General features: G+C 40.0%; 15 protein-coding genes. All 15 read left to right on the top strand.

Annotated elements, in window-relative coordinates; all coding sequences use genetic code 11:
* The first annotated feature begins 4 nt into the window (after window positions 1-4).
* The 15 genes from DXC10_RS00080 (at window position 5) to DXC10_RS00010 (ending at window position 24,482) form a co-directional block, all read left to right on the top strand.
* The gene (locus tag DXC10_RS00080) at window positions 5-1,969 is read left to right on the top strand and encodes a RagB/SusD family nutrient uptake outer membrane protein (RefSeq protein WP_117737348.1); all 1,965 of its coding nucleotides are present in this window, start codon (window positions 5-7) and stop codon (window positions 1,967-1,969) included.
* Window positions 1,970-1,999: 30 nt separating this feature from the next.
* On the top strand, window positions 2,000-4,822 hold the full coding sequence (locus DXC10_RS00075) for a SusC/RagA family TonB-linked outer membrane protein (RefSeq protein WP_117737136.1): 2,823 nt from the start codon (window positions 2,000-2,002) through the stop codon (window positions 4,820-4,822).
* A gap of 24 nt (window positions 4,823-4,846) precedes the next feature.
* The gene (locus DXC10_RS00070; protein WP_117737135.1) at window positions 4,847-6,640 is read left to right on the top strand and encodes a RagB/SusD family nutrient uptake outer membrane protein; all 1,794 of its coding nucleotides are present in this window, start codon (window positions 4,847-4,849) and stop codon (window positions 6,638-6,640) included.
* 32 nt (window positions 6,641-6,672) lie between these two features.
* Entirely contained in the window at window positions 6,673-7,716 is a 1,044-nt protein-coding gene (locus DXC10_RS00065; protein ID WP_101542394.1) for a DUF5627 domain-containing protein, read from the top strand.
* A gap of 16 nt (window positions 7,717-7,732) precedes the next feature.
* Window positions 7,733-9,478 (top strand): endo-1,4-beta-xylanase, encoded by a 1,746-nt coding sequence (locus DXC10_RS00060; protein WP_145998959.1) that lies wholly within the window; start codon window positions 7,733-7,735, stop codon window positions 9,476-9,478.
* Window positions 9,479-9,603: 125 nt separating this feature from the next.
* Window positions 9,604-11,769: a BACON domain-containing protein gene (locus DXC10_RS00055; RefSeq protein WP_101541738.1), complete on the top strand. Its 2,166-nt coding sequence runs from the start codon at window positions 9,604-9,606 to the stop codon at window positions 11,767-11,769.
* 244 nt (window positions 11,770-12,013) lie between these two features.
* Window positions 12,014-12,652: a TetR/AcrR family transcriptional regulator gene (locus DXC10_RS00050; protein WP_101541737.1), complete on the top strand. Its 639-nt coding sequence runs from the start codon at window positions 12,014-12,016 to the stop codon at window positions 12,650-12,652.
* Between the two features lie 52 nt (window positions 12,653-12,704).
* A complete protein-coding gene (locus DXC10_RS00045; protein WP_101541736.1) occupies window positions 12,705-14,054 on the top strand; it encodes a TolC family protein in 1,350 nt (449 codons plus the stop codon).
* A 20-nt stretch (window positions 14,055-14,074) separates the two neighbouring features.
* Window positions 14,075-15,091 (top strand): efflux RND transporter periplasmic adaptor subunit, encoded by a 1,017-nt coding sequence (locus tag DXC10_RS00040; protein WP_101542393.1) that lies wholly within the window; start codon window positions 14,075-14,077, stop codon window positions 15,089-15,091.
* 19 nt (window positions 15,092-15,110) lie between these two features.
* Complete coding sequence (locus DXC10_RS00035; protein WP_101541735.1) at window positions 15,111-18,251, top strand: efflux RND transporter permease subunit; 3,141 nt, start codon at window positions 15,111-15,113, stop codon at window positions 18,249-18,251.
* Window positions 18,252-18,311: 60 nt separating this feature from the next.
* Window positions 18,312-18,605: a PG0541 family transporter-associated protein gene (locus DXC10_RS00030; protein WP_101542392.1), complete on the top strand. Its 294-nt coding sequence runs from the start codon at window positions 18,312-18,314 to the stop codon at window positions 18,603-18,605.
* 109 nt (window positions 18,606-18,714) lie between these two features.
* Window positions 18,715-20,091 carry an SGNH/GDSL hydrolase family protein gene (locus tag DXC10_RS00025; RefSeq protein WP_117737134.1) on the top strand — a complete coding sequence of 459 codons (1,377 nt, stop codon included), beginning with the start codon at window positions 18,715-18,717 and terminating at the stop codon, window positions 20,089-20,091.
* Window positions 20,075-21,004, top strand: coding sequence for an SGNH/GDSL hydrolase family protein (locus DXC10_RS00020; RefSeq protein WP_180949151.1), 930 nt, complete (start codon window positions 20,075-20,077; stop codon window positions 21,002-21,004). Before DXC10_RS00025 ends, DXC10_RS00020 begins: the two co-directional genes overlap by 17 nt.
* Window positions 21,001-22,488, top strand: coding sequence for an MBOAT family protein (locus DXC10_RS00015; RefSeq protein WP_101541733.1), 1,488 nt, complete (start codon window positions 21,001-21,003; stop codon window positions 22,486-22,488). Before DXC10_RS00020 ends, DXC10_RS00015 begins: the two co-directional genes overlap by 4 nt.
* Window positions 22,489-23,741: 1,253 nt before the next feature.
* Window positions 23,742-24,482, top strand: coding sequence for an SGNH/GDSL hydrolase family protein (locus tag DXC10_RS00010; RefSeq protein ID WP_101541732.1), 741 nt, complete (start codon window positions 23,742-23,744; stop codon window positions 24,480-24,482).
* Window positions 24,483-25,061: the final 579 nt, after the last annotated feature.

The following is a 25,061-nucleotide window of genomic DNA, read 5'->3' as shown; positions in this document are numbered from 1 at the left end:
TGCTATGAATGTTAAAAAAATATTAGATAATTCGTTATGTGGCTTACTACTTGTCTGCTCATCGGTTTCCTTTGGTGGATGTACCGATTATCTGGACAGGGAAGTAGATGCCATTGTGTCGAGTGATGATGCATTTAAGAATTTCTTCAACTTCCAAGGATATATAGAAGAAATGTACAATGCTATTCCCGACAAGCAAAAAGCCAATTCCGGGCCGAGTGAATATAACTTGGGCGATGATGAGATACAGAATGTGAGTTATGGAGAAGGTCGCCTTACCAACCAATTCGATTTGGGTAATTTCAAAGCTTGGTCAACAGATGGTAAAACTTGGCTTTGGAATTCGAAAGCAGATCCGACGAAACTCGATGGGCATAATAAATCTCGTATGCAAGCTTTGTGGCAGAATGCCTGGTATTGTATTCGTAAAGCTAATCTTGCTTTGGAGAATATGGATAAACTGGTTGATGCTACACAAGAGGAACGTAACCTGATAGAAGGACAGCTTTATTTTTTCCGCGCTTGGTGGCATGAGGAATTGATGCAGTGGGTAGGAGGACTACCTTATGTAGACAGAACTTTCTCTGCCAGTGAAGAGCTTACTATGCCTCGTCTCTCTTATCAAGAGTGTGCTGATCGTTGTGCCGAAGACTTTCGTCGGGCTGCCGACTTGTTGCCTATTGATTGGGATGATACAGAAGCGGGTAAAAACACTTTAGGCAAGAATGGCCTCCGTATCAATAAGATTGCCGCATTGGGCTATTTAGGTAAGGTATACCTTTGGGCTGCCAGTCCATTGATGGTACATGGTGCTCAGCTGGGTGGTTCAAAAACTTATGATTACGATAAGGAATATGCCAAGAAGGCTGCAGAGGCTTTTGGGGAGCTATTGGCGCTTGTGGAAGATGGAAAGACACAATATGCATTGGTTGAATTTAAATTCGATAATATTTATGATCATGCCAAATCGAAATCTGCTACCACTTGCTATACCGATCTCTTTTATACACTTCAGCAAGGCTGGAAACAACCTGGTTCTACTGAAGCTATTTTCAGAGGTGCGATGACAAGTAATAATACCAGCTTGTGGGGATTTGTTACACAATACGGGCCAAAGATGAATGGCTTGGGAGTAAGAGGTAATAACATTAAAATGGCTACAGCCAATTATATGAACTTTTATGGTATGGCAAATGGACTTCCATTGACTGACGACGCTTCCAAATTTGATCCTGAACATCCTTTCAAAGGACGTGATCCTCGTTTCTATCACGATGTGTTGTTTGATGGTGTTAAGTATTTGAATAAGGCACTTGAAAAGGGACATGCCGATTATGATTTCAGATATTGCACCCTCTCTTCTGGAGGTAAAATGAGAGATGTGGTAGAGGGAAGCCGTACCGGTTACTTTATCCATAAATTGGTACCGCATACTGCCAACAAGCATGACCTTGCTTATACGGATGCTCAGGCTTTCCAAAGTTATGTAGCTTATATGCGTCTGGCAGATATTTATCTGATGTATGCAGAGGCAGGTGCAGCTATCAGCGGCGCATCCTATAAATCCACGAATTTCAGTAAAACTGCCGAGGAAGCTATCAATGTACTGCGTGATCGTTGTGGAGCAGGTCATGTCGCAGCTACATATGTAGGTGATCAGCGTAAATTTATGGATGAGGTACGTCGTGAACGTGCTGTAGAACTGGCTTTTGAAGGTTTCCGCTTTAATGATTTACAACGTTGGCTGCTTCTCACGGAATATCCTTATAATGTGAAAACTTCGCAGGAGTTCGACCGTGTGGAGACTGACACTTATTATGAGAAAAATGACCCCGCAAATGCACGTGTGGCAAACTGGGAGGAGAAAACCATTTTGAAGCGGATTTATGGGACCAAGCACTATTGGCTTCCGTTGCCTGACAAAGATGTATATCTCTATCCTGAGTTTGGACAAAATCCGGGTTGGTAACAGGAAGATTAACAACTAAAACGATTTAAAATGAAACATATACAGAAAAAACTTCTTTTGCTTGCCTTGGCTTCGATGTCGGTTTGGACTTCTGCTTCTGCGCAAAGCGCGAAAGAATTGATGGATTCATTATCGATATCCGGCGAACAAACGCAGGTAGCTTACCGTAAGGTGGCTTCCAAAGATATGTTAGGTGGCGTGTCTACTGTGAATGTCGAGGAACTGATGAAGAAGAATTACTATACCAGCACCCTGAACAATATGCAGGGCTATGTGGGTGGTTGGAACGGTAGTCTGCTTTGGGGACTCGATGAATATTTGGCTCTAGTGGATGGTACACCCCGTAGCCTTGATACTGTGAAGCCTGACGAAATAGAGAGTATTACTTTCCTGAAAGGTGCACAAGCCGTAGTTCTTTATGGCAGTCGGGCAGCCAAAGGTGCTGTATTGGTAACCACTAAAAGAGGTAAAATTTCTCCTCTTACGATAGATGTCAGGGCAAATACCGGTTGGGAGGTAGCGAAAGCTTATCCTGAATATCTAGGTTCTGCTGAATACATGACACTTTATAATGAGGCACTCAAAAATGATGGTCTGGATCCGAAATACGGTGCAGATGAGATTTATTATTCGAGCACCGGTCGAAATCCTTATCGTTATCCTAATGTTGACTTTTATTCATCCGATTTTATTCAGAAAGCTTATAATCGTTCGGATGTTACTGCGGAAATTTCTGCCGGAAGTGATCGTGCCCGTTTCTATGCCAATATCAGTTACTATAATGTGGGTGATCAGATGAATTTTGGTCAGGGTAAGTATAATCGTAACGATCGTTTCAGCGTACGTGGTAATGTAGACGTGAATTTAAGCAAAACGGTGTCGGCGTATGTGAATTCCAATGTTTCTTTCTACAACTCAAAAGGTACAGTAGGTGGTAATTATTGGAGCTTGGCTTCTACATTCCGTCCCAACCGGGTGGCTCCTCTGATTCCGCTCAGCATGATTGATCCTAATGCTTCTGCTGTATGGGAACTACTGAAGACATCGAATAATATCATCGATGGCCAGTATTTTCTCGCGGGTACGCAAAATGATTTGACCAATGTGTTTGCCGATTATTATGCTGCCGGTAAGAGTAGTTCAACCAAACGTAATCTACAGTTTGATGCAGGTGTCAACATTGATTTGGGCAAAGTATTGCAAGGGCTTTCTTTCCATGCGCAGTACTCTATGGATTATGCCACATCATATACTACGAAGTATGATAACAAGTATGCTACATTTATCCCGGTTTGGGGGAATTTTAATGGGTACGATATGATTGTGGATCTGACAAAGAGCGATACCAATGATGAAAAAACCGGTAAGCAGAATATCAGTGGCAGTAATTCTGACCGTACAATTTCGATGAACGCGCATTTGGATTATAACCGTGTTTTCGGTAATGCTCATCAGTTGGATGCAATGTTGTTGGTAAGTGGTTTTCAACAGACGTTTGCCGGGGAATATCATCGAACGTGTAATGCAAATATTGGTCTGCAAGCATCATATAATTACAAGCATAAGTATTATGCCGAATTCAGTGGCTCGCTTATCCATTCTGCCAGATTGGCCGAAGGACATCGTAATGCTTTTTCTCCTTCGTTTACTTTGGGATGGAATTTGGCTGAAGAGGATTTTCTGAAAGGATCTGCATTCGATGAGTTGATGGTTAGTGCCAGTGGAAGTATCTTGAATACGGATATGGGAATTGATTATTACATGTATAAAGGTGGTTACGACATGGAAGGTTCCAGCTGGGGATGGTATGATGGTGGAAGCCTGAAGACATCCAGATCGTTGCGCGGTGCCAATGAAGATCTTACATTCTTGAAGCGTAAGGAACTTTCGGCTAACATTAGAGCCTCTTTGTGGAAAAAAATGATTACAGCGGATGCTTCTTTCTTTGTGAACTCCATGGAAGGCGCTATTATAAGTTCTGGTAATCTTTTTCCGAGCTATTTCGACTATTCGGATACACAGACTTTCTTGCCTTACATCAATTACAATAATGATCGCAGAATGGGATTTGACTTTTCGTTGAACTATAATACACGTTTTGGTGAAGTAGATTTCTCTGCTGGTATTAATGGTACTTATTACGCTACTAAAGCAACCAAGCGTGATGATAGTAACTACGAGAACGTTTATCAGTATCGTCAAGGTAAAGCTATTAGTTCTATTTGGGGATACGAGTGTCTGGGCTTTTTCAATAATGAGACTGAAATAGCTGGTGCCCCCTCACAGACTGCATTGGGGGGTGGTATTCCCAAACCTGGTGATTTGAGATATAAAGACCAGAATGGTGATAATATTATTGATTCAAAAGACCAGGTGGCATTGGGACAATTTAATTCTCCTTTTACAATGGGTATCAATTTGACTGCCAAATACAGAAACTTTACTTTATTTGTGTTGGGAACAGGTAATATAGGTGGTCAGAACCTTAAGAAAAGTAGTTATTACTGGGTTTCAGGAGAAGATAAATACTCTAAGGTAGTACGTGGACGTTGGACAGAAGAAACAGCGGCAACAGCTACTTATCCTCGTCTGACTACAGGTAATGGTAATAACAATTTTACCAATTCTGATTTCTGGATGTATAAGAACAATCGTTTTGACCTTGCCAAGGTACAGCTTACATACGATTTCCCGACAAGTATGTTACGTGGAAAATTAGTGAACTCCCTTTCTGTGTACGTAAGTGGTGCCAATCTGCTAACTATCTCAAAGGAACGTGAGCATTTTGAAACCAATGTAGGTTCTGCACCTCAGACTCGTTTTTATAATCTGGGTGTGAAAGCGACTTTCTAAATTCAAAACAAAAGAAATAAAGATATGAAAAAAGTACTGATAAAACTTCTGTTTTGCATGCCGTTGCTCACTTCTTGCGAAGACATGTTTAAACCGGAATTGGAAAACATATACGATGAGGGATATATGCATCATCAACCCGCTTTTGCGCAGAGTATTTTGGGACAGTCTTATGCCTTATTACCCTATACCACAGCACCGCAAAGTGATTTGGCTACAGATGATGCTGTATCCAATGATATCAATAACAGTTATTTGAAGATGGCTACAGGAGGTTGGGCTTCCAACAATGACCCGTTATCACGGTGGAAAAAGCATTTTTATGCTATTCAAAATATCAACCTGGTATTGGAAAACTGTGATCAGATAACTTGGGCGGAGGACAAGTCTGCCAATACTATGTTTAATATGCACTTTAAAGGTGAATGCTATGCCATGCGTGCATTACACACTTTTTTCTTGCTTCAAACTCATGCGGGGCGTACTAACGATGGTCAGTTGCTGGGAATACCTTTACATTTGGAATCAGAGAATGCAGGTTCTGACTTTAATCGTCCTCGTGATACTTACCAAAAGTGTGTGGAACAAATTTTAGCTGATATCAACCGGGCTATTGAACTGCTTCCTTTAGATTTTGGTGATGTGTCTTCTGCGGAGGAAATTCCTGCAAAATATGTTCAAGCAGGAGCTACCGCTGAAAGTTACAATCGTGCTTTCGGCCGTCACATGAGAGGTAGAATAAGTAGCCGGATTGTTGAAGCTGTACGTGCTCAGTTGTTGTTGATGTCTGCCAGTCCAGCCTTTAGTGATGGTTCTGGTGTTACTTGGCAAGATGCTGCTGACAACGCGGCAATTGTATTAGACCGCATAGGAGGGGTTACCGGTATGGATTCCAAGGGCTGGACCTGGTATACCAATGTGGATGAAATTAGCAACCTTGCTGCCGGTGAAAATCCAAAGGAAATTCTTTGGCGGGGTAAAGTGGGCGATAACAATTCACGTGAGACGGATAATTATCCTCCTTCAATCTATGGTAAAGGACGTGTAAACCCTACCCAAAATTTGGTTAATGCATTCCCGATGGCAAACGGTTATCCTATTACTGATGTACAAGGACATTTTGATTCCAACCAACCTTATGAAAATCGTGATCCTAGACTGAAAACATACATTCTTGTGAATGGTGAGAAACAGGGTGTGAAAAATAATGTGATTATTACTGGAACTTATGGTACAAATTTGGATAGATTGAATGGCGAAAACGGAAAATCTACCCGTACAGGTTACTATCTGCGTAAACAATTGCGTTCTGATTTAGATCTTACGCCCAATAAAACAAGTACACAAAGACATTATACAGCCTACATCCGCTATACGGAGATATTTCTTGCCTATGCTGAGGCAGCTAATGAAGCTTGGGGACCTACCGGAAAAGGGACACATAGTTATTCTGCCTATGATGTGATAAAAGCTATTCGTACACGTGCGGGAGTAGGCGTTTATAATGGTGATCCTTATTTGGAAAGTGTAAAAGGCAATAAGGATAAGATGCGTGAGTTAATTCATAACGAGCGCCGGTTGGAACTTTGCTTTGAGAATTTCCGTTTCTGGGATTTGCGCCGTTGGAAAGTGAATCTTGATGAACTGAACGAGACTGCAACAGGTATGGAAATAAGGAAGGTCCCTGAAGACGGTTCTTTGCTTTATTTACCGCTTGATGTGGAAATTCGTAATTATAAGGATTATATGTATTACGGTCCTATTCCTTATAGCGAGACTCAAAAGTTTGGTAACTTACAACAAAATGCAGGTTGGTAATTCTATTCTTGAATTTAAAAATAATGAATGATATGAAACTATTCAAATTATTGTCGATATTATCTATTGGAGGATTGGCTGCAACACTTACGTCCTGTAAAAATGCGGATATTTCTTTTCCTGATTACGAAGGCGGGGTGTCAGTCTATTTCCCTTATCAATATCCGGTGCGTACCATTGTACTGGGCGAGGATACTTATGATACCACGCTCGATAACCTGCATAAATGCAAGATTTTTGCTACTATGGGTGGAGCCTACAATGGTCGTGACATAAAGTTAGAGATAGCGGTAGACAACACTTTGTGCGACAATCTTTATTTTGAGGATGGTTCGGAGGTAATGCCTATGCCGGAAGGACACTACTCGCTGGCAAGTAATAACATCTTTTTTAACGGAGGGTTTCAAGGTGGTGTGGAAGTACAGTTGAGTGATGCATTCTTTGCTGATCCGGCTGCGTTGAAAAATACTTATGTGATACCTCTCGTGATAAAAAAACAGACAGGGGCTGACCGTATCCTTTCCGGTAAACCTATTATTGAAGGTGATACCCCTCAGCGTCCTAATTCTGCATATTGGGATATAAAACCCATGGACTATGTACTTTATTGTGTGAAATATATCAATCCTTATCATGCTTACTATCTTCGTAGAGGTATAGATGTCGTTACAGAAAATGGGGTGACTACTACAGAAGTACGCCATAAACAAAGTGTGGAAGAAGATGAGATTTGTTCTACTACTACCAAAACTTTGAATTCTGTGATTTTCCCGTTAACCACTAAGTATACCGATGAGAATGGAACTCCAAAGAACCTGAAATGTGATTTGCTTCTTACTTTCAATGAAAAGGGAGAATGTACTATCACGTCTGATACGGAAGGTGTTACAGCCACTGGAACAGGAAAGTATTTAAAGAAATCGGAGATAAAGGCATGGGGGAATAAAGACCGTGACGGACTCTATATGGATTATCGGGTAGATTTTGGTGTAAAACAGCTTCAAACTAAAGATACTTTGGTATGGCAGAGACGGGGTGTGAAACCGGAAGAATTTACACCTAAATATGTAGAATGATTCAACAGTGAAAGATATGAAAAATTATAAATCTATTTTATTCACAATTTCTGCACTTGCGATGTTAACCGCTTGCGCGGAGAATAACCTTGCCGATTTCAAAGTGGAAAAACCGGAGGATATAGCGAAATACGAATATCTCAACGAATACTCTACTTTGAATGTTTATATGGAAGGTAGCGCAAATCAGACTTTCAAGTTAGGAGCTGCCGTTAATGCTGCAGATTTTATTAATGGAGGGCAGAATTATAGTCTGGTGAGTTCTAACTTCAATGAAATAACTCCCAAAGATGCGATGTGGTACTCAGCTTGTGTACAAAGCAATGGTAATATAGACTTCCAAAACGTGAAGAAACTGTTGGCTGCGGCACAGAAAACCAATACATTTGTTTATGGAGGTGCTCTTTGCAGTCATAAGAAACAGAATAATGATTATTTGAATGGTTTGTTGGCAGACAAACCGTTACCTGAAGAAAATGCTATCAGATCTCGTGCTTCGGGAATGAAGAAAGTATATCTGGTGAATACTGACTTTGAAAATGGACTTACGGTACAAGGTGGTAAATGGAGTGCTTGGGGGGATGCGATAAAAAATCATGGAAATTATTGGAAAGTTGTGTCTGGTGAAGGATACAATGCTTCCAAAGGTTATAAGATTGAAGTAGGTAGCGGTTATGCAGCTTCTAAAGGCCAGACCGTGGTTGAGTTCTCTCCGGAAATTGCAGCGGTGGAGAATACTACTTATTATCTTACCATGAGAGTAAAGGCTAGTCGTAAATGTTCCATTACTTCAGAATTCAGAGCGAAAGGTAGTTCTGCTGCCATCGGTAAGTTTCCCTCTATTGACGTTACTACAGAATGGAAACAAATTACAGTATCTTGTCCAAGCGTATCTGGTAATATCTATCGTTTTTATCTGAATGTTGGTACTGTTGGGGGAACTATTTGGTTCGATGATCTTTCTGTTTACTACGAAATTCCTACCGGAATACCTCAGACTCCCGAAGAGAAGGCTGATACACTGACTTGGGCGATGGACAACTGGTTGAACGGAATGATGGAAGCTTGTGGTGGAACGGTTACAAACTGGAATGTACTGGATGAGCCGTTGGCAACGGTAGATGCAAACGGTGACGGGTATTATGACCTTTGCTCGGCATCCAATGGTGATGCGGAAACATATTTCTACTGGGGAGATTACCTGGGCGAAAATTATCCGCGTCTGGTAGTGGAACTGGCTCGTAAGTATAGTTCTGCGGACTTGAAACTTTATGTGAACGAAACGAATTTGATAACTGATATTGATAAGTTGAAAAGTTTGGTTCATTGGATAGGACAGTGGGAAAATGATGGGAAAACAGTAATTGACGGTATAGCCACAACTATGCACCTGTCATTTATTACCGATGAGACTGAGCAGAGTAAACAAGAAGAAAATATTAAAAAGGCATTTATTCAACTGGCTGCTACCGGAAAACTGATACGTATTTCTGGACTCGATATGAATATTATAAATGAATCGGGAATGGAAATATCAACTATTGATTTGACGTTTGAACAAGAACAGAAAATGGCTGATTTCTATACGTTTGTTCTTTCTGCTTATGCAGAATTGATTCCTGCTGCGCAGCAGGGAGGTATCACTCAATGGACGATAGCTGACAGTAACAATGTTCCCAATGGTCTATGGTCTGATGATTATATTCGTAAACCTGCTTATGCGGGATTTGCTGAAGGATTGAAAACCATTAGTGGTCGTTAATCTTTTCTGTTGATTATTAGAGGATGTACTGAATGGTTTTCCGGTTTTGGTACATCCTCTTTTTATTTTTAAACAGGTGACTTAGGGGTAAATTCCTGAATTACAATTAATAAATATTGTTACTTATGAATAATATTCTACCAAAGATAAGACGTTGGAATATAGGCTTTTTCCTTTTGGAGTATGTGTTGGCGTTTTTTATATCTGTGGCATTATTTGCCTGTTCTGATGACAGTAAAGAGGGTATTTCTTTACAATTGAGTGAGGCAAAATTATTTTTTACTCCAACAACTTCGTCGCAGGAGGTGGGTGTAACTTCTTCTGAGAGCTGGACTTGTAAGGTGACTACCGGCTCCGATTGGTGTAGCTGTGAAAATATGGGCACTGTGGCCAAAATAACAGTAAAAACGAATGATACAGGTAAAAAGCGTTTGGCCAAAATTGTTATTTCCTGTGGTACCCAGAAAGCAGAGTTGGAGGTGGAACAAGAAAGTGTGGAGCCGGAACTTGAAGTGTCTGCCAAGGCTTTGTCATTTAAAGCGGCAAGTAGTGTACAAGAAATAAAAGTGACCACTAATGTGGAGTGGCGGGCTGAAGTGATTACTTCTATGACTGATTGGGTAACTTGCGAGGTCAAGGAGGGGACGGATAATATACTTTTAGTAACTGTGAATACTAACCTTACAACTCGCAGGCGCGTGGCTATGCTTCGTGTTATAGCTGCTGGACTGAATGAAGAAATTACTGTTTCGCAGGATTTCTCTTCCCCTTCTGTCATTTATCCGCAAGTTGAAACCAACTTCGATATTGCATTATTGGAGGATGTTTATGGTACTACTTTACCAGATTTCAGCCATGTAGGTTATATGGGTAGTGAACTTGATATACCTGATGTCCCCGTGAGAAAGATACTGACTTCTCCAGGAGAAGATGAGGATGCTACTACAATGATACAACAGGCAATTGACGAAGTGGCAACTATGCCATTGAACGGAAAAGTTCGTGGCGCTATTCTGTTAAAGAGCGGAACTTACAAAATACAGAATGAGTTGCATATAAATACTGATGGTATAGTGCTTCGTGGTGAGGGGCAAGGTGATAATGGTACAAAATTGATTGCAGCCGGTGTGAAAGGTGGAGAGTCTGCCCATCATAGACTCATAAAGATTGCCGGTGAAGGTAACTTAACTCCTTCTAAACCTTCTACATATAATATCAAAGATGACTATGTGCCCGTAGGGCGTTTTTGGGTGACTGTAAATAATGCATCGGATTTTCATGAGGGTGATCATGTTACGGTGTTTCGTCCGGGGACTGATAATTGGATTCATGATTTGAAGATGGATCAGATATATAAACCTGGTGATACAGCGGGAGTCAACTGGACGGCTTCGGGTTATAACCTTGATTATGAACGTGTAGTTACTCAGATTATCGGAGACACTCTTCATCTTGATAATCCTATTTTGATGGCTATGGAGACTAAATATGGCGGTGGTGCAATATACAAGTCAAGCTTCTTGGGGCGAATTAGTCATTGTGGAATAGAGAATATGCAGATTGTCAGTGAGTTTGATGAAACAAAGAAGGACGGTAGCGGTTATTATAACGATGAAAATCATAGTTGGACAGCTATTGATATAACCAAGGCTGAACATAGTTGGATACGTAATGTGACTTCACGTTATTTTGCATATGGGTTGGCGGAAATAAGAAGTAAATCTCTTTTTATTACAGTAAAAGACTGTAAGTGTCTTGACGGTGTGGCAAAACGTGAAGGTGGACGACTTTACTCTTTCTTAATAGCTGATGCTTCAGCTTGTCTGGTACGTGATTGTGAGACGTCTCATGGTCGTCACGATTGTGTGACAGGTTCAAAAGGAGTAGGACCTAATGTATTTGTGAATGTAAAGATACGTAATTCACATGCTGATGCTGGTCCTCATCAGCGCTGGAATGTAGGAACACTTTATGACAATATTGACAGTGATGGTGACATCCTGGTACAAGATCGTGGAAATTGGGGTACAGGGCACGGATGGGCTGGTGCCAACCAGTACCTATGGAACTGTACGGCCAAGAGGATTTGTGTTCAGTCTCCTTGGGTTTCTGCCAAGAATTATAGTATTGGAAGTAAAGGTACAAAAAGTAGTGGTACACATAATAATGCCGACCGTCCGAATGGCGAATGGATCGAACAAGGTAAGACTGTATCTCCTGTATCACTTTTTGAAGCGCAGTTAGATTTACGTATCAAGAATGGCCGATTATATCATTTGCAAGGTAACTAATTTTTTAACAAATATAAAAAACAGCGGAACATTTCTTTGTTGAATGTTCCGCTGTTTTATTGTTGCATACTTGACTTTTAGTTTCAATCGGTATCTTCCCAATAAATCTGCTATAAATATAATATTTATTAATCGTTTAACAAAAGAAAGAAAACTTAATTGAGTAATTTAGTTTTCTTTCTATATTTGCTCCGTTTTATTCTGATAATGAATAAAAAGAGTTTTAAACTAAGAAAGGAAGAAGATGGGCGAAAACACAAAGCATCCGGTATTCCGTCCGGAACTTAGAGAGCGGATCATTGAGACAGCAGTTGAGGCATTTACTATACATGGTATTAAAAGTATCACGATGGATGATATCGCAAATTCATTGGGCATTTCTAAACGTACTCTTTATGAGGTTTTCTCAGATAAGGAAACATTGTTGGAAGAGTGTATTTTGAGAGGGCAGAAAGAGGCGGATGAATTTGTTAAGGAAGTATTGGCCACTGCTGAGAATGTATTGGAAGTTTTATTGAAGTGCTATCTGCGTAGTATTGAAAAGTTTCATGCTACGAACAAAAAATTTTTTGAAGATATTAAGAAATATCCTAAAGCTTATGAATTATTAAGAAGTCGTAGCGATCAGGATTCAGAAGAAACGATACAGTTTTTTAAAGACGGTGTGAAACAAGGTATCTTTCGTGCTGATGTGAACTTTGCTATTGTCAACTTGCTGGTTAGAGAACAGATTGATTTACTGATGAATACAGATATTTGCAAGAGGTATTCCTTTCTGGAAGTTTATGAATCCATAATGTTTACTTATTTACGGGGAATTTCGACGGAGAAGGGGGCTCAAGAGTTGGAAGCCTTTATCCAAGAGTATCGCAAAAAACAGTAACGGGAAAACGAGAGATAGAAAAAATAGAGAAACGGTTAATTATTAAAAGAAGATGCAGAAAATTTTTGTGGGCAAGAGGTTGGCATTGGTTACCGCTATATTATTGGTGGGTGGCCATGTACAGGCACAGGAAGTAAAAGACACTTTAACCCTGAATCTTGATAGAGCCTTGGAAATTGCCTTGAGTGACAATCCTACCATCAAAGTAGCGGAGGAGGAGATTGCTTTGAAAAAAGTAAGCCATAAAGAAACCTGGCAGAATTTGTTGCCAGAGGCAAGTATTTCGGGGACGATGAATTATACAATTACGGCTCCTCAGTTTAGTATCGGTGACGAAACTATCAAAATGGGTAAAGATAAATCGAATACTGCAAGTGGAGCATTGAATGTCAGTTTACCGATTTTTGCACCAGCTGTATATCGGGCTATGTCGATGACAAAAACTGATCTTGAGCTTGCTGTTGAAAAATCGCGTGCTTCCAAACAAGATTTGGTAAATCAAGTGACAAAAGCTTATTATCAGTTGATGTTGACACAAGACTCTTACGGAGTGTTACAAAAAAGTTATAATCTAGCAGAGGAAAATTTTAATATTGTGAATGCAAAGTATCAGCAAGGTGTAGTGAGCGAATTTGATAAGATTAGTGCTGAGGTACAAATGCGCAGTATAAAGCCTAATGTGATATCTGCTGCCAATGCAGTGACCTTATCCAAACTACAGTTAAGAGTTTTGATGGGTATTACTGTTGATGTGGATATTAAAATAGACGATAGTTTGGCAAGTTATGAAACTGTAGTTTTTGCCAATCAGCTGGAAAACTCAGGACACGAAGGTTTGATAAATAATACGACTATGAAACAATTGGAGTTGAGTATGAAGACTCTTCAGCAGAATATCAAATCTTTGCGTACTAACTTTATACCTACACTGGCTATGAGTTATTCTTATCAGTATCAATCTATGAATAACGATAGTTGGAATATTTTCAATTATAATTGGGCAGGGAGTTCTTCATTGGTGTTTAGCCTGAGTGTCCCTTTATATAAAGCAAGTAATTTCACAAAGTTGAAGTCCAATCGCATCCAGATGCGCCAGTTGGATCAGAATCGTATTGATACCGAACGAAAATTGAATATGCAAATTACAAGTTATCAGGATAATATGGCGGCCAGTTCTGAGCAAGTATCCAGTAATAAAGAGAATGTGAGACAAGCTGAAAAAGCGGTTCAGATTGCTGGTAAACGCTACGAAGTAGGTAAGGGAACAGTACTTGAGTTGAATACGTCACAGGTACAACTTACTGAGGCTGAATTAACTTACAACCAATCTATTTACGACTATCTGGTGGCTAAGGCCGATCTTGACCAGGTTTTGGGAAGAGATTATGTAATCAAAAAATAGAAATGAAAAAGTATAATGATATGAAGAAAAATATTCAATTGATTGCCCTGCTTGCAGTTGCACTGTTGGGCGCTTGTAGTGGAGATAAAGATAAAACTACCGCTGAAAAAGTGGATGAAAAGCCACGGGTGAAGCTTGCTGAGGTGAAAGCCCGTCCGGTAGAGCAAATTCAAGAGTACACGGCTACTGTGGAAGCTGAAGTAAGAAACAATATTGCTCCTTCGTCTCCAGTACGTATTGATCGTATTTTGGTAGAAGTGGGTGATCGTGTATCTAAAGGTCAAAAACTGGTAAGTATGGATGAAGCTAGCCTGAAACAAACAAAATTTCAGTTAGACAATCAAAAAATTGAATTTAAACGTATGGATGAATTATATAAAGTGGGCGGTACTTCTAAATCTGAATGGGATGCGGCGAAAATGGCTTTGGATATAAAGGAAACAGCTTACAAAAATTTGCTTGAGAATACATCTTTACTCAGCCCGATAAATGGAGTGGTAACGGCACGTAACTATGATAATGGCGATATGTATAGTGGTGGGGAACCTGTTCTGGTAGTGGAACAAATCACTCCGGTTAAGCTGCTAATCAATGTATCGGAGACATATTTTACTCGTGTAAAGAAAGGTTCTTCTGTATCCGTGAAATTAGATGTATATGGTGATGAACCGTTTGAAGGTATCATCAGCTTAATTTATCCTACTATTGATCCGAATACTCGTACTTTCCCTGTAGAAATAAAATTATCCAACAAAGACCAGCGTGTACGTCCCGGTATGTTTGCCCGTGCTACACTTAACTTTGGAACGAAAGACAATGTAGTTGTACCCGATTTGGCTATTGTGAAGCAGGCTGGTTCTGGCGATCGTTATGTATACGTGTATAATGAGGGTAAGGTCTCCTATAATAAAGTAGAACTGGGACGCCGTATGGGTACAGAATACGAATTGATTTCTGGTGTGTCTGATAATTCACAAGTTGTCATTGCTGGACAGACGAAGTTGGCTAACGGTATGGAGGTAGAAGTAGAAAAATAATTTAATTGTAAATTAAAAGATGAGTTTATACGAAGGTGCGGTTAAGAAACCGATTATGACCTCGCTCTGCTTTCTTGCAGTAGTGATATTTGGACTATTCTCTTTATCCAAATTACCTATCGATTTGTATCCGGATATCGATACAAATACGATTATGGTGATGACGGCTTATCCAGGAGCAAGTGCTTCGGATATTGAGAATAATGTGACCCGTCCATTGGAGAATGTACTGAACGCTGTCAGTAATTTGAAGCATATCACTTCTCGTTCTTCGGAGAATATGTCTCTGATTACGCTGGAGTTTGAGTTCGGAAACGATATTGACGTGTTGACAAACGATGTACGTGATAAACTGGATATGGTAAGTTCTGAATTGCCTGATGATGTGGAAAATCCTATCATTTTCAAGTTTAGTACAGATATGATTCCCATCGTACTGTTATCTGTACAGGCTAACGAAAGCCAGTCGGCACTTTATAAAATTCTGGATGACCGCGTGGTAAACCCTTTGGCACGTATTCCTGGTGTAGGTACAGTGTCTATCAGTGGTGCGCCACAACGTGAAATTCAGGTCTACTGTGATCCTTATAAACTGGAAGCGTATAATTTGAGTATCGAAACTATCAGTTCTATCATTGGAGCGGAAAATAAGAATATCCCAGGTGGTAATTTCGATATCGGTAATGAAACTTATTCATTGCGTGTGGAAGGTGAGTTTGATGACTCTCGTCAGTTGGATAATGTTGTAGTGGGTACTCACAATGGCGCTACAGTGTATCTACGTGATGTTGCCAAAGTGGTAGATACCGTAGAGGAACGTGCGCAGGAGACTTATAATAATGGTGTGCAAGGTGCCATGATTGTTGTTCAAAAACAGTCTGGTGCCAATTCTGTAGAGATCTCCAAAAAAGTGCAACAAGCGCTTCCTCGTTTGCAAAAGAATTTGCCGAGTGATGTGAAGTTGGGCATTATTGTAGATACATCCGATAATATCTTGAATACCATAGATAGTTTGACGGAGACGGTAATGTACGCTTTGTTGTTCGTGGTTATTGTGGTGTTCCTCTTTTTGGGGCGTTGGCGTGCCACATTGATTATCTGTATTACGATTCCACTTTCCTTGATTGCTTCATTCATTTATTTGGCTATCTCGGGAAATACGATTAACATCATTTCGCTTTCATCACTTTCTATTGCTATAGGTATGGTGGTGGACGATGCTATTGTGGTACTAGAGAATGTCACTACGCATATTGAACGTGGTTCCGATCCCAAGCAAGCTGCTGTTCATGGAACGAATGAGGTGGCTATTTCTGTAGTTGCGTCTACATTGACCATGATTGCCGTATTCTTTCCATTGACTATGGTTAGTGGTATGTCAGGCGTGTTGTTTAAGCAGTTAGGTTGGATGATGTGTGCCATTATGTTTATCTCTACAGTAGCAGCATTATCTTTGACTCCGATGCTTTGTTCACAGTTGCTTCGTCTACAGAAGACACAGTCGCGTGCATTCAAGACATTCTTCGGACCGATTGAACGCGTATTGGACGGGTTGGATAACTGGTATGCCCGTATGCTGAATTGGGCAGTTCGTCATCGTAAGGTAGTGCTCATCGGTTGTGTGCTATTCTTTATTCTGAGTTTGTTTTGCGCCAAAACAATTGGTACGGAGTTCTTTCCAGCACAAGATAATGCTCGTATTGCAGTACAATTGGAGTTACCTATCGGAACCCGTAAAGAAGTAGCACAGCAACTTTCGGAAAAGTTGACTAATCAGTGGCTGGAGAAATATAAGGGAGTTATGAAGATATGTAATTATACTGTAGGCCAGGCTGATTCGGATAATACGTGGGCATCTATGCAGGATAACGGTTCTCATATTATTTCTTTCAATATCAGTTTAGTCGATCCAGGTGATCGTGATATCACTTTGGAGAAAGTTTGTGATGAGATGCGTGAAGATTTGAAAGCCTATCCGGAATTTAGCAAGGCGCAGGTTATTCTTGGTGGTAGCAATACAGGTATGTCAGCTCAAGCTTCTGCCGACTTTGAAGTCTATGGTTACAGTATGGCAGAAACTGACAGTGTTGCCGCTAAACTGAAACGCGAGTTGTTCAAAGTGAAAGGTGTATCTGAAGTAAATATTAGCCGTAGTGATTATCAGCCGGAGTATCAGGTCGATTTTGATCGTGAGAAGTTGGCTTTGCACGGATTAAACTTGTCTACTGCAGCTACTTATCTGCGTAATCGTATTAACGGTGCGACGGCATCGAAATATCGTGAAGATGGTGATGAATACGATATCAAGGTTCGTTATGCTCCCGAGTTTCGTACCAGTTTGGAGGCTATTGAGAATATTCTTGTTTATAATAACAAGGGAGAAGGTGTTCGAATTAAAGATCTTGGAACGGTAGTTGAACGTTTTGCGCCACCTACTATTGAACGTAAAGATCGTGAACGTATAGTTACGGTATCTGCTGTAATTTCTGGTGCTCCATTAGGTGATGTCGTTAATGCGGGTAATGACATCATAGACAGAATGGAAATTCCATCGGATATTACTATTCAGGTAGCTGGTTCGTTTGAAGACCAACAAGATTCGTTCCGTGATTTGGGAACATTGGGTATATTGATTATCATCCTTGTGTTTATTGTAATGGCAGCCCAGTTCGAATCGTTGACTTATCCGTTTATTCTGATCCTTTCTGTTCCGTTTGCAATGAGTGGTGTGTTGATGGCGTTGTTTATTACCAATACCACATTGAGTGTAATGAGCTTATTGGGCAGTATCATGTTGATTGGTATTGTAGTGAAGAACGGTATTGTACTTATCGACTATACCATCCTTTGCCGTGAGCGTGGGCAGTCAGTACTGAATGCCGTTGTCACAGCAGGTAAGAGCCGTCTCCGTCCGGTATTAATGACGACAATGACAACTATTCTCGGTATGATTCCGATGGCAATCAGTACTGGACAAGGTGCTGAAATGTGGAGCCCGATGGCGATTGCTGTAATCGGTGGTCTGACGGTTTCTACCATTCTTACTTTGATTTACGTTCCAACGATGTACTGTATCTTTGGTGGCGTCGGCATCAAGCGTCAACGCCGTAAAATGCAGAAACAACTGAATGTTTATTTTAAAAAACAAAAGAAGGGATAAAAAATGATAGTTGATAAGTTAATTATCGACTATCAATTATCAACTATCAATAAAATAATTATGAAATCTGTATTAATCACATTCGACCAGGCGTACTACGAACGCATTATCGCAACTCTCGACAGACTGAATTGTCGTGGTTTCACTTATTGGGAGCAAGTACGCGGACGCGGTTCTAAGACCGGAGAACCTCATTATGGAAGTCATGCATGGCCTTCCATGTGTTCTGCCATCCTTACGATGGTAGAAGATGAAAGGGTAGCCCCGTTGCTGGAAGTTCTGCACAACATGGATAAGCAGACCGAGCAATTAGGGCTTCGAGCATTCGTTTGGAATATTGAAAAGACTATTTAAGAACTTTATTCATTAAATAGAGGTAATCCCCGGAGGAAATATCTTTCCTTTCCGGGGATTATTTTATTCTCTGTGATGAAAAAATCATATCTTTGCGCCTTGATTAGTTATGGAAAAGAATGTATTGAAATATACGGGTTTGTTGATGTGCATCGTGGTGGTTGCACTTTTGTTGATGTACATTTTGCCAGGAATCACAATAGGTGGTCGTGTGTTGAGGCGTGTGGATATACTTGCTGATGTGCGCCCTTTATTACAATCGGCGAGTGAGCCGGACAGCCTGTTACCACTGCCGCCTAAGGTAAAACCGGCTTTTGTAGATACCTGCCGTTCTGGAATGACCTGCATTGAGGATTATAGCGATTCCACGATGCGTGGTATGACACCTTTCTATCGGGCGCTGGATGAATTGTCTCAGAAGTCTCGTCTAGTGCGTATTGCTTATTTTGGCGATTCTTTCATTGAAGCCGATATTCTTACTGCCGATTTGCGCGAAATGTTACAGAAACGTTATGGAGGTTGTGGAGTAGGTTTCGTGACGATTACTTCCATGACCAGTAGTTTCAGACCTACGGTACGACACAGTTTTGGTGATTGGCAGAGTCATTCCATCATGGACTCTGTTTTCTTTGACCGCAACAAACAGGGAATTTCAGGGCATTATTTCATTCCTCATGCTGGTGCGTATGTCGAACTTCGGGGACAAAAAAATTATGCTTCTCGTCTGGATACCTGTGACCATGCTTCTATTTTCTTTTATAATAAAGGAGAAGTAACTCTCTCGGTCAGTGTTAATCGGGAAAGTAAGCATACTGAAATGTTTCCGGTTACAGGAGAATTACAGCAGATGGATGTAAAAGGGCATATCGGTTCCGTATGCTGGACAGTGGAAAATGCCGATTCTACGTTGTTCTATGGTTTGGCTATGGATGGCACTCAAGGCATCATTGTAGATAACTTTTCATTGCGTGGTAGTTCCGGCTTGTCCCTACGTTCTGTCCCTATATGGATGATGCGCGAGTTTAACGAACAGCGTCCTTACGATCTAATAATTCTTCAGTATGGACTTAATGTCGCTACTGAACGAGGACGTAATTACGATCGGTATAGTGATGGTATGGCTATGGCCATCACCCGTCTTAAAGAAGCTTTTCCACAGGCGGGTATTTTGGTTGTCAGTGTGGGAGACCGTGATTATAAGACCGAGGAGGGAGATTTGCGGACTATGCCTGGTATTAAGAATTTGGTTCGCTATCAGCAAAATCTGGCGGCCGAGAGTGGTGTTGCTTTCTGGAATATGTTCGAAGCAATGGGAGGTGAGGGTAGTATGGCAAAAATGGTGCATGCCAAGCCATCCATGGCAAATTATGATTATACGCATATTAACTTTCGGGGTGGAAAATATCTTGCGGGTTTACTTTATGAAGCATTGATATACGGTAAAGAAAAATACGATAGGAGACGTGCTTATGAAACGGAACCATAGGGGAAATTTGCAGTTGGACGATTTACGATTTATGATTTGTTGCACAGTGCTTGTGCTGTTTTCGAGTTTGCAGCAACTTCGTGCACAAGATGAGCTGCCGAGTTGCCCTCTGTTGGACAAAGTTATGGTAGGTTGCGACACCCTTTTTTGTTACTCACAGCGTACGGATACAATATCACTCCCTTTTATCGCGTTACCTAAAGTTTTTGCGCAACTTGGAAATAATGAGTTGATAGACAGTGTAGGTATCCTCAAACCCTTTTGGGAAAAATTGCGTTTGCTCCATTTAGGGGTATCTGTCGATTCTCTCCATATTGTCCATATGGGAGATAGTCATATCCGTGGACATATCTTTCCTCGAACTACCGGTGTACGTTTACAAGAGACTTTTGGTAAGATTTCGTATACGGATGTGGGTATCAACGGTGCCTTTTGTACTACATTTACTCGTTCTGACCGTATAGCGGAAATTGCTGCCCTGCATCCCGACCTTTTGATCCTTTCATTTGGAACTAACGAAAGTCATAATCGCCGTTATAGCTCTCTGTTGCATTATCGACAAATGGATGAGTTAGTACGTATGCTTCGAGACAGTCTGCCCGATGTTCCGATAGTGATGACGACTCCTCCGGGCTCATATGAGAGTTTTCGTCAGCGCCGTCGTCGTACTTATAAGATAAATTCACGTGCAGCCGTTGCCGTACAGACTATCTGTCGTTTTGCTGATGCTAACGGGATTGCTGTGTGGGATATGTATAATGTCTTCGGCGGTTCACGTCGTGCCTGTCTGAACTGGCAAGAAGCCGGATTGATGCGCCCCGATCACGTGCACTATATGCCCGATGGTTATCGTTTGCAGGGTGAAATGTTCTATTGTGCTTTCTTGAAATCATATAACGACTATTGTCAATGAATGGACTAAATATTGATCTTATCCGTTTGCGTGATGTTTTCGTGTACGACCCGCAAGCGCCGATGATATTCAGTAGCGGCATTTTCCTGTGGCTGTTTGCTGCTTTCATTCTGTTCTATCTGTTTTTGCAGCGTCGCACTACTGCCCGTTTGATGTTCGTGACGTTGTTCTCCTATTATTTCTATTATAAAAGTAGTGGAACTTATTTCTTCTTGCTTGCCTTTGTCACGGTATCCGACTTCCTCATCGCCCGTATGATGGAGCGTGCCACCGTCCGCTGGCAACGCAAAACATGGGTGGTAGTTAGTTTGTTACTGAACTTAGGGTTGTTATGCTATTTTAAATATACAAATTTCCTTTTGGACTTTTTCGCATCCTTGACGGGGGACACGTTTATCGCTATGGATATCTTCCTTCCTGTAGGTATTTCATTCTTCACCTTCCAGTCGTTGAGTTATACAATTGATGTGTATCGAAAGGAAATTAAGCCACTTACAAATCTATTAGACTATGCTTTTTATGTTTCTTTCTTTCCGCAACTGGTGGCGGGTCCCATTGTCCGTGCACGTGACTTTATTCCGCAAATCCGCCGTCCGTTGTTTGTTTCCAATGAAATGTTCGGGCGAGGTATCTTTCTTATTGTCAGTGGACTTTTCAAGAAAACGATTATTTCAGATTATATCAGTATTAATTTTGTAGAGCGTATTTTTGATAACCCTACGCTCTATTCGGGTGTGGAAAATCTGATGGGAGTTTATGGTTATGCCTTGCAAATCTATTGTGATTTCTCCGGATATAGTGATATGGCGATAGGTATAGCGCTATTGCTGGGATTTCATTTCAATATGAATTTCGATTCACCTTATAAGTCAGCATCCATTACGGAATTTTGGCGTCGTTGGCATATCTCTTTATCCAGTTGGTTACGTGATTATCTGTATGTCTCCTTGGGTGGTAATCGTAAAGGTAAAATTCGCCAGTATGCCAATCTCATTATTACCATGTTTTTAGGTGGTTTGTGGCATGGCGCTTCCTGGAACTTTGTCCTTTGGGGGATGTTTCACGGAATAGCATTGGCTTTACACAAATTTTGGATGGGACTCATCGGGAGAAAGAAAGGAGAACGTAGTCATGGTATCCGACGTTTCTTCGGTATACTTATTACTTTCCATTTTGTCTGCTTTTGCTGGATATTTTTCCGTAATGCTCAATTCTCGACTTCGTTGGATATGCTGGAACAGATATTCACAACTTTCCGTCCGCAACTTTTCCCGCAACTGATATCTGGTTATAGGGAAGTATTCGTGTTGATGGGATTGGGATATTTCCTGCATTTTTTGCCTGATAGTTGGGAACAGACCTGTTGCAAAGTAGTTATCCGGCTCCCTCTTTTTGGAAAAGCGTTGTTGATTATCGGCATGATATATTTGATTATCCAGATGAAGAGCTCGGAGATACAGCCATTCATTTACTTTCAATTCTAATTAAGGAAGTGGAAACTGCCTTTCATCTGCCCATCACGTTGGGAGGTACGATAAGTTGGATTAATATTGCCAGAAATATGATTATCAATCCCAGAAAGTTTCTTTTTTCAGCTCTAGGGGTATTGATACAACTTTTATTAATAAAGGTCTGAACATGATGTAACTGAAGATTACCAAAACGGAGTAGGAAGAAACTAAGTATTTTTCCCAGTAAACTCTACTCAACATCGGTAGTGAGGTTAACAACGCTCTTACTTAGGTATAGACGATCCATGGAAAAATAGAACTGTGTACCGGACAGATTAATTCCTAGGAAAACGTAGTTTATAGTATATAACTCTTGATACAACATGGTACATTGACTTATCAGGAGATCTTCACTGCGCGGCAATTCTTGCTTTCTGTTCAACTGACACAGATAATTAACTACTTTGTAAGATACAAGGTATTATCAATTCACATCAGGCGTTTGACAGTGGTAGAGAATAGATATTCGCTCGTTTTTATTCACTCTTTATATCTTTGATTTCTTCTTTTCAAGAAATTTCCAGAGGTGAAGAGTCCTTTTTTAGGGGTGATTATATTGTTTCTGTAGTGTTTGAACTCTTCTGTGTACATTTTGGGAGAAAGTTTACTGAATTTATTTTTCAAGTCTTCGTGTTTTTTTATGACTTGCACTATTGGTTTTCCTTTGATATCTTTTTCTTATCGGACTGTTTCTTGTTGAAATTAGAAGTAGTCAGGAGGATAGATACTTCTTCTGTGAATGCGTAAAACTCTTAAGTATAGATGTTTCAGTATTATTTCTTTGCAATTATGATTAACGGGTAAAGGGTAGAAAAGTGGACAGATTATTAGAATTTTCATCCATAGTATGATATAAACATTATCTGGATATGAATGTATGAATACGGCTCCTCACATCTTTACATCTAACCCAAGAAAGTTATTCTATTTACCGAAATTGTCTGGCTCCCAACCGTAATTCCGATCTACTAAAATAATATTTTTAGATAATTCTTGTCTTTGCTGGATATTTAAGGATAATATTGGTCCAGATTACAGGTCGTTTACCTATTTCTTTGACAAGATCATATATTACTTTAACGTAATCAACAAATAAGTGCGACTTGTTTACTTTTGTTTATTGTTGATATATATCAAAATAGAAAATCTTTTTTACTTTTTGTCAATATAAAGATTAATCTATACATTTGTAAGATTGAAAACTCTTTATTGAGAACTATAATTGTATGAAAACAAAATTATTATTCTGTTTTATAGTTGCCTGTTTTTCATTTTTCTTGGCTCTTTCCGCTCAGCAGAAAATAAAAGTTTCCATTCTTGGAGATTCTTATTCAACTTTTTATGGTTATGTCACCCCTGAAACCAATCGCTGTTGGTATGGAGTGCCCGAAGAGAAAAAAGAAAATGATGTAAAGAGAGTGGAAGAAACTTGGTGGACGCTTTTTTTACGTAGTAACGGTTGGCAATTGGAACGTAACAATTCTTATTCAGGCGCTACCATTTGTAATACAGGCTATAGGAAAGTAGATTCTTCTGATTGTTCCTTTATAACTCGCATGAATAATTTGGGTAGTCCTGATGTAATCTTTGTCTTCGGGGGTACAAATGATAGTTGGGCAGGTGTACCAATTGGTGAGTATCAGTATAATAATTGGGTGAAAGCCGATTTGTATAATTTTCGTCCTGCATTTTGTTATTTGCTAGATTTTCTCATTAATGAATATCCTAATGCAAAGATTTATAATATTACAAACACTGAACTATCTGAAGAGATAACTAACTCTATGATTGAGATTTGTTGCCATTACGGAGTTACAAATATTTGTTTACATGATATTAGTAAACAATGGGGACACCCCTCTGTTTCGGGAATGAGAAGTATCAGTGAACAAATAAATGTTTATGTTATTGGTAAAAATCCGTCCTACTCTCACGAGCAAGACGGAAAAACGACAAAAATTGAATAGACTTTTAGAGTCTTCCAAATATGTTATCTATTAATAATACTTAAAAAGACACCAAAGCGAAGGAAATAAAAGCCCTCGGCTTGTTAGTAGGAAACCACTCGCATACTAACATAAAATGCGATATAGTGCACAGCCGAGGGCCAAAGCCTTCTGTTGCACTATATCGCATTTGCTGTATGTGAGTGGTTGCGCAAAAGTAATAATTTTTATTTGATTGTAGAAAAAGTAGCTGTTTATTTCATTTGTTTCCTTTTATTTTTCCGAAAATGATCGTAGTAATGTTATGGTGAATATAAATTTGCCTTTCTTTATATCACTTTCCCGCCTTTTTTTCTTTTTCTTTCCGTTCCTGTTTTTTCTTTTTCTCTTTCTCCGCTCGTGCGTATATATAATAATGTGTTTTCTTTCCGTGTTTTTTCCTCTTCCCTTTGGAAATATGTTTTATAACATCCTTATTTTTCAGCATGTTACAGAAAAGTTTCATTTTTTCTTTAAAAAAAGAGTCATATATATTTGCGTGTTATTGTCAAATGCCCTACTTTTGCATCCGCTTTCGGGAACGAGAGCAGCGATGGTTTG

It is taken from the genome of Bacteroides sp. OM08-11, assembly GCF_003438665.1.
Taxonomy (GTDB): domain Bacteria; phylum Bacteroidota; class Bacteroidia; order Bacteroidales; family Bacteroidaceae; genus Bacteroides; species Bacteroides cutis.
This window is presented reverse-complemented; position numbering and strand designations above follow the sequence as displayed.